Raw genomic sequence first — 5890 nt, forward strand, 5'->3', positions numbered from 1 at the left:
GGATTTGGGTATGGTTGATAGTGCCGGTAAAGAGGGTTTCGTGGGTAATGAGACGGTTCTGGTTATCCAGAAAGAGCACGATAAATTCTTCCTGTTCAGACGTGGCAAGCTGCAGGCGTAGCCAGTCACGTGCGGCGGTGGTGGAAGTAAATGACGCGCCGGGTTCGCGTAACTGACGCTCCAGCAGGGTTAATGCCGTCCGGATGGTCTGCTGGTCGGTGGGGGCTAATTCGCGGGCAAACAGCGGTAACTGTTGTTCCATAGCGGCTTACCTCAGTCGATGATGCGCATGATGGCGTTACATTCTGGATGGCTCAGGGCATAGTCCCGCAGGCGATAATAGTGTTCCGTCATGGCATCGCATTCCGTACGGCAGGCATGGTGGCTGTAAGCAATAAGACAGACTGCAATGCCAGCGGCTTCTGTGCTCATCTCTGCGCCGTTGCCATTCATGCTGTTGAACAGTGTCCACGTCTCATCGCTGTCCTCATCAGGCTCGGGCGCCATAAACGCCCCGCCGTTGCTGAGCGTGTAAAAGTTCCAGATGCCGCCGGGATAATCAGCACATAGTCGGTCCATCCAGCTAAATATGCGTGGCTCCAGCACTATCCACTGCGGAATGTGCCCGAAGTGCTGCGGCCAGAAGGCAGGGCGTTGTTCGTCTGAGACGCGTGTAGCGGTCAGGTTGTCAGTGGCTGATGGTGATACTGATATGAGCATGTCGTTACTGTTGATATCGGTCATGTGAGTTTTTCCTTATGCATGAATGTGTTGAATGAAAAATGAATGGAACATATGAATTAGGGCTGGTTTCGTGGGTGGGATGTCGGTTACTGGTTCAATAGGTCCATCATGTTCTCGGCCATCAGCCAGAGCGCACGGTTTAACTTCACGTCACCATCAATGCCGTTCACGGCGCGGGTGTGGCTGCGTTTCCCCTTTGCGCTGCGTCCGGGGAGGCCACCTTTGAGCAAGTTTTCCTGGCAGCGATTAAAAACCGACCATAGGTCGTCTTTCCGGTCTTCATACCGGCGCGGTGTCAGTATCTGCAATGTCGTTACTGGTTGATGCTCCTCACCAAAACGGTACATCAGAGATGCTTTCGCCAGCGCCTGCTGTGCTAGCGGCGGTAACATTAGCGATTGCATGGCTTCACGCTTCTCCTCCACCTGGTCAAAAATGCCCAGCACCTCATAAGCCCCTTCAATGACTTTTTCCACCACATTGCCCCGATGTGGAACACGGATTTCACCCAATGACTGACCGCAGACGAGGCTATTAGTACAGACACTTCTAAAGTATCCCGGTATTAACTGGAAACTAGACTCGCCACCATGACTGTTCAAAATGATGATTTCAGGGACCTGTTGGCCGTTTATCTGCCCGGCACGACGTAGGCGCAGCAGATGCTTGGTGTGCTCACGACGGCTTGGGTCACGCACCCGCGACTGACAGGCAAAGAAAGGCTCAAAACCTTCGCGCTGAAGGTTCTCCAGTAAGGTGATGGTCGGTATGAAGGTATACTTGTCGCTTCGGGAAGTGTGCTTGTCTTCCCCGAAGACGCTGGGAACGTAATGCATCAGCTCTTCATGGGTTAATGGACGGTCACGGCGGATTTGATTCACTGTGCCAAAACGGCTGGCTAGGCGCATGATTAATTCCTTTTTTCGAGATAAATGAAAACGCCCTGCTCATTGGAGCAGGGCGTCATTGGTGTATCATTTCGGTATTGTGGAGATATCAGAGCGGGTTTGTCTGCTCAGCCTGAAAGGGTTCCGAGGCCACTTTTTAACGCTGGCCTGTACGCGCGGGTCTGCCAAATATGAAACAGATGACTCACCGTACAAGGACGGGCAGCCATTACATCAGCTGCTTACCGACAGCCAGCAAACCGATGAGCCAGCCGATACACTGGGGGCCTGCCAGCCAGAACAGCCTGGCCTTCAGCAGTCCGCCCATCCCCTCGCGGGTATAAATACTGTCCGGCATCAGCCAAAGACGCAGGGCCGCCCCGACAGTCATTCCCGCCCCTGGCCCCAGTGTCATCCAGAACAGATAGCCCACCCCCTGCCCGATGCTGCGTATCTCGCCGGTGTTACCCACCATGTTAAACACCACCACCATGGCCCCGATGGCAAAAGCAATAACGAAGTACTTTATGACAAGAACCATTCTTCCCTACCCCTGATTTCTGCACTGCTGAGCGGCACTCAGCATGTTGTCCATGAAATCCGGTGGAATATCTCCGGACTGCTGATTTATTTTTTCCAGCGTCTGGTGGGAGTACTTTATTTTTAGCTTGTCATACACACAGCCGCAGAGCGCAGTCGTACCACCCCCATATTTGCAGCCCTGAATAAATTCACGTTCAACTTTGTCCCCGCAGCCACTTAATGCAGCGGCGGATAACAGCGTACCGAGCACACAAAGCGTGCGAATGGCTCTTTTTATTGACGGCGTACCTGCCATGATTTTTCCTTGCAATATATTCATCATAAGTTGTCCGATTCAGGAATGTCTTTTGTAGAAAGAGCATGAGCGAAGTTATTCACGACCGTATTCGGGTCGGAATTAACTTTTACCAGGCGCTCACCGTTGTCCGGCAAGCCTGTAATATGTTTCATTGACTAACTCCTTTGGGTTTAGATTTCGGGGCCGTAGTGTGTTCACGAAAAGTGTGAATGACGTTGCTGATAAAGTGAAAATGTGGAAGTGCATTGATAAAATTCTCATCGGTGAGCAGGGCACCAATTTCACTCCGCCGTTGAAAATGCTGCTCCGACAAGGAAACGGCGGTCACATCCTCAAGTCTGAATACGCGGATTGCACCATATTGGCTGGTGACCAGATACCAATGCGGGTAGGAATAAATCAACCGATAAGGCTCCAGTGCATCGTGACGAATGCCTTTTATCAGCAGGCTGACTGTTTTGTGATGGTAAATAGCTTCTGCAAGTCGTTGGAAACAGTCCGGAAGGATCCCAGCAGGCAACGGTGCATGGCCAATGAGGCACGGTGAGGTGCCATTTCCATCCATCAGCAACTGCATAAGCTGACGGCTTTGTGAGGGAATGAGGCGGGCTATCCCGGTATTGCGGGCAAACGCCAGCACGCCAGGTGTATGATCCCGCTGCGGATTCTGGTTCAGTCGCCAGGCACCGTTGTGACAGGTGATATCAAGATGCAATAAGCGCTGATGAAAATCCCGGCGAAGGGTACGTTCAGACACGCCAAATTCGTCCGACAACGCTTTTAGGTAAAGGGATTCACCAGCCAGAAGCCTACTAATAATGACCGACAATCTGATCGCCAGTCTGTCATGCCGTTGCGCAGGTACCGTGGTGCACATTTGTCCTCCGTAAATGAAAAATAGTCAGATAACTTATGAGGTTATTATGCAGGGTGGTCCGGACAGGGTATGTCCGACAGAGGTGAGTGTTGGCAGGAAAAATGTACTATTTTTCAGCCCGTAACTTACTGAATAAATTGCCATTGACAGGCGTTGTTTGAAAAATGAACGTGGCGGGGTCGCAACCTGTCCCCCCGCAGGATGCCCAGCCAGGGTAAAAGGAGTCCGAATCTTAACCAGTCCATGAGAGGCAGAAAGACGATATTGAGCAGGATGTAGCTGCAGAAGAAACAAGACGAACAGAGCAGGCTAGAATACGCAGCAGGCGATATACCAGACCCTTTTAAGTTCTCTCGCCGTTCTCGTGCCACAGTGCAGTAGCGCCATTCACAATACCGTCATGTATCGTACCCGGGCCAGGAGCAAGTGTTGAGGTTTGCGAATACACCCCAGTACGTCGCTAACCGGGTAGGGGACTGTTGAATGAGGGTGTTACGGAGCGAGGATTTACCGGCTCCAGTTTTGCCCCATCATCTGTCAACGGTTCGTAATGAATGCACCGGCGAATTCGCGCGATAACCGCCCTGAGGGAGTCTTCGGGACAGGGGATAACTTGCTTCAGGGCATGAATGCCCTGTTCAGTGCTGTCAGATATGAAACCTCTGGGGATGATAATAACGAATACAATAACACCCTGGCTGATGTATTCATGAAGGTAATACAGGGCTGAGTTAATTTATAATTCAATGTAAAAAGGAGTAGATTGAAGTGGGTTAAAGGGGCGGCATGGTCTGTAATAGATTTTTATCTATTATTCTATAATCAGGTGTTTTTAAGCTGATATTTTCATTAGCATAACGAGTGCGCTTAAATAGACTTAACGAAATTCCAGTATCAACGCCAGCAAATGCCGACGTTGATACTGGAAGACATCATTGCGATGAACAGGTTAAAATTTATATGTCACACCCACCATCATGTCATTGGAGTATGACTTCAGTTTGGATGTGTATGAGAAGCCATCATCAGTGCGTGATGCATCGACTTTACCTGCATTGATATACTTGTAACTAAGATCTAATGCCAGGTTCGTATTAATGTCATATTTTACACCTGCCCCTAAACCCCACGCAAAGTTATTAGCAGAATTAGAAATGTGATCTGAGTCATCACCTTCATACGTTTTATTTTCTAATTTTAGATTGGCCAGCCCTATGCTGGCACTAATATAAGGTGTGAATGCTGATTCATTATGGAAATCAAAATATCCATTCACCATATATGAGTTCATTCTGACTTTATTTTCAATAGTAGATACCCCCTGCTCGCCATCGATATCATAAGCAACGCGACCATCAGAGGAGCCTTTCCCTCTGAAGGTCATATCGACTTCCAAACGAAGGGGCACCTGATATTGATCATAAAAGTCATAACCGGCCGTAATACCCCCACCGAATACGCCTTTGTTTTTATTGGCTGTTTTTGTTTCTAAAACGGTGATCCCGTTATCAGCATACGTAGATTGGGCGTCATGCGTGGATACAATAGAGGTTCCCATTTTGCCACTGACATAAAAACCGTTTGTATTTTCGGCAGCGTGAGAAAGTGTAGATACCGTACTCATAGTACCCAGGACAGACATAACAATAATTTTTTCATTATCTATTTCCAGTGGTTAGTTTTCGGTTTTTAACAATACGGAGTTCCACCTGATAGCATTTGGTGGTAGCAAACCATAAGCAAACATTAATTAAAACAGCCTGCTACGGATGATATCCAGACACAGCAGACGTGGACGCACATCCCGGCGATGCGCACATTCAGATACACCAATCTCGTCTAACAACGCCCCATCGAGAGAGCGTCACCTGTAGGAAGTCGGCTGATAATGACCGATAACCTGAGCGTCAGGCTGTCATGTCTCTGCGCAGGCGCCGTGATATTCATATGTTCTCCATGAACGAAAAATACTGAGATAAGTCATGGGGTTATTATGCAGGATGTGATGGATAGGTTGTGACCGGCAAAATGGAATAGCAGGGGGAAAAATAAAATATTTTTATTCCAGTAATAGATTGAATTACAACGAGTAATTCTGTATTACTCAGAAAAGAGTAAATGAGTGGACACTTCCTGTCATCCAGGAGACCCGCCGGGTGATTGACTGGGTCAGAAAGATGTTGTGGTACATGCCTTTTTCCAAATCGCCTACCGGGATACGCAATAGCTATCTCTGCGTTCTTAAAAAAACCAGTGCCATAGCGAAGTCGCTGCCTCTACGATGCCGTCGCGTATAGCTCCCAGGCCTTCTCGGATAATCTTTGGTAGCGGGATGGCATCCACTACGCAGCTGAACAGCTCGTCCAGAAGCTCGCCGAAATCCTGACGGGCAGTACATTCGGCCTCCGCGGTTCTGTGCTCTTCCCTGACCTGACGAAATACACCGCTGCTGGCCTCCGGTGGCAGGGCGAATATCAGTGTTTCAACCAGACTATTCAGGTTGTAGCCCGTGTGTGCCGATACCGCATGAACGGGATAGGG

The 5890-nt window shown here is 49.2% G+C and carries 8 protein-coding genes and 1 pseudogene; all 9 read right to left on the reverse strand.

Annotation, left to right across the window (positions count from 1 at the left end; translation table 11 throughout):
- Window positions 1-262 (reverse strand): JAB domain-containing protein (locus BN1044_RS09585; protein ID WP_302622578.1); only part of this gene is annotated, 262 nt, incomplete at its 3' end.
- A gap of 11 nt (window positions 263-273) precedes the next feature.
- Entirely contained in the window at window positions 274-720 is a 447-nt protein-coding gene (locus tag BN1044_RS09590; RefSeq protein WP_438830564.1) for an antirestriction protein, read from the reverse strand.
- Window positions 721-830: 110 nt separating this feature from the next.
- The gene (locus tag BN1044_RS09595) at window positions 831-1652 is read right to left on the reverse strand and encodes a DUF932 domain-containing protein (RefSeq protein WP_072308484.1); all 822 of its coding nucleotides are present in this window, start codon (window positions 1650-1652) and stop codon (window positions 831-833) included.
- A 208-nt stretch (window positions 1653-1860) separates the two neighbouring features.
- The gene (locus BN1044_RS09600; RefSeq protein WP_072308485.1) at window positions 1861-2172 is read right to left on the reverse strand and encodes a hypothetical protein; all 312 of its coding nucleotides are present in this window, start codon (window positions 2170-2172) and stop codon (window positions 1861-1863) included.
- A gap of 6 nt (window positions 2173-2178) precedes the next feature.
- On the reverse strand, window positions 2179-2496 hold the full coding sequence (locus tag BN1044_RS09605) for a hypothetical protein (RefSeq protein ID WP_247650266.1): 318 nt from the start codon (window positions 2494-2496) through the stop codon (window positions 2179-2181).
- A complete protein-coding gene (locus BN1044_RS24115; RefSeq protein WP_282100167.1) occupies window positions 2493-2624 on the reverse strand; it encodes a hypothetical protein in 132 nt (43 codons plus the stop codon). The genes BN1044_RS09605 and BN1044_RS24115 overlap by 4 nt, the downstream gene beginning before the upstream one ends.
- Window positions 2621-3349: a helix-turn-helix transcriptional regulator gene (locus BN1044_RS09610; protein ID WP_072308486.1), complete on the reverse strand. Its 729-nt coding sequence runs from the start codon at window positions 3347-3349 to the stop codon at window positions 2621-2623. Before BN1044_RS09610 ends, BN1044_RS24115 begins: the two co-directional genes overlap by 4 nt.
- A gap of 949 nt (window positions 3350-4298) precedes the next feature.
- Window positions 4299-4973, reverse strand: a complete 675-nt coding sequence (locus BN1044_RS09620; protein ID WP_175421600.1) for an outer membrane protein — start codon at window positions 4971-4973, stop codon at window positions 4299-4301.
- A 617-nt stretch (window positions 4974-5590) separates the two neighbouring features.
- Window positions 5591-5890 (reverse strand): annotated as a pseudogene (locus BN1044_RS09625) (GTPase family protein); the annotation flags it as partial.

The organism is Hafnia alvei, assembly GCF_900095695.1.
In the GTDB taxonomy this organism is placed as follows: Bacteria; Pseudomonadota; Gammaproteobacteria; order Enterobacterales; family Enterobacteriaceae; genus Hafnia; species Hafnia alvei_B.

Bases quoted from the DNA above. Each gene is read 5' to 3' on its own strand.
- BN1044_RS09600 (WP_072308485.1), bottom strand. From the start codon at position 2,172: ATGGTTCTTGTCATAAAGTACTTCGTTATTGCTTTTGCCATCGGGGCC.
- BN1044_RS09595 (WP_072308484.1), bottom strand. From the start codon at position 1,652: ATGCGCCTAGCCAGCCGTTTTGGCACAGTGAATCAAATCCGCCGTGAC.
- BN1044_RS09620 (WP_175421600.1), bottom strand. From the start codon at position 4,973: ATGAGTACGGTATCTACACTTTCTCACGCTGCCGAAAATACAAACGGT.
- BN1044_RS24115 (WP_282100167.1), bottom strand. From the start codon at position 2,624: ATGAAACATATTACAGGCTTGCCGGACAACGGTGAGCGCCTGGTAAAA.
- BN1044_RS09605 (WP_247650266.1), bottom strand. From the start codon at position 2,496: ATGATGAATATATTGCAAGGAAAAATCATGGCAGGTACGCCGTCAATA.
- BN1044_RS09610 (WP_072308486.1), bottom strand. From the start codon at position 3,349: ATGTGCACCACGGTACCTGCGCAACGGCATGACAGACTGGCGATCAGA.
- BN1044_RS09590 (WP_438830564.1), bottom strand. From the start codon at position 720: ATGCTCATATCAGTATCACCATCAGCCACTGACAACCTGACCGCTACA.